Raw genomic sequence first — 534 nt, 5'->3', positions numbered from 1 at the left:
AAAAGTGAGACAAAAAAGCCAGAACGTTAACTCTGGCTTCATTGGCAAATTGGGACGTTAAGAAACAAACGTCACTTTCGCGCTAAATCGGACGCCATCATCGTTTAATTCAAACGGCCACCCCATCCGTTCACAAATGCGTTGCACTATCACTAAGCCGCAACCATAACCCGCATTATACGTTTCGTTACCATCATGACGATTGGTGATAATCAGCGTGTTTTGCTGTAGATCGATCTCGATGTCTCCAACGCTATAACTGAATGCATTTTTGATTAAATTGTTGATGACTATCGTCACGAAGCTTGCTGGCGCATACACTTCGCCGCTATTTTGTTCGTTAAGCTGATAATGCGCATCTTGCTTTGCAAACAACGGAGCAAGCTCTTCCAATTGCTGGTGTAAACAAACTAAAAGCGTTTGTTCGCCAAAGTGCTGCGGCTCAATTTTCTCTTTGCCTAACAACAAAAACGCCTCGGTCAAAACGCGCATGTCTTCACACGCAGCTTGCATTCGCGCAATCGCTTTTTGTGC

General features: G+C 44.4%; 1 protein-coding gene. It reads right to left on the bottom strand.

What is annotated here, in order from left to right:
* Positions 1 to 57: 57 nt before the first annotated feature.
* Positions 58 to 534, bottom strand: a 477-nt coding sequence (locus R7044_RS27695; protein ID WP_405540965.1) for a sensor histidine kinase, incomplete at its 5' end; no start/stop codon positions are given.

Source organism: Vibrio sp. 1402, from assembly GCF_033340275.1.
Note: the sequence above shows the minus strand (reverse complement) of the source record. Positions and strands in the feature narration are given on the sequence as shown.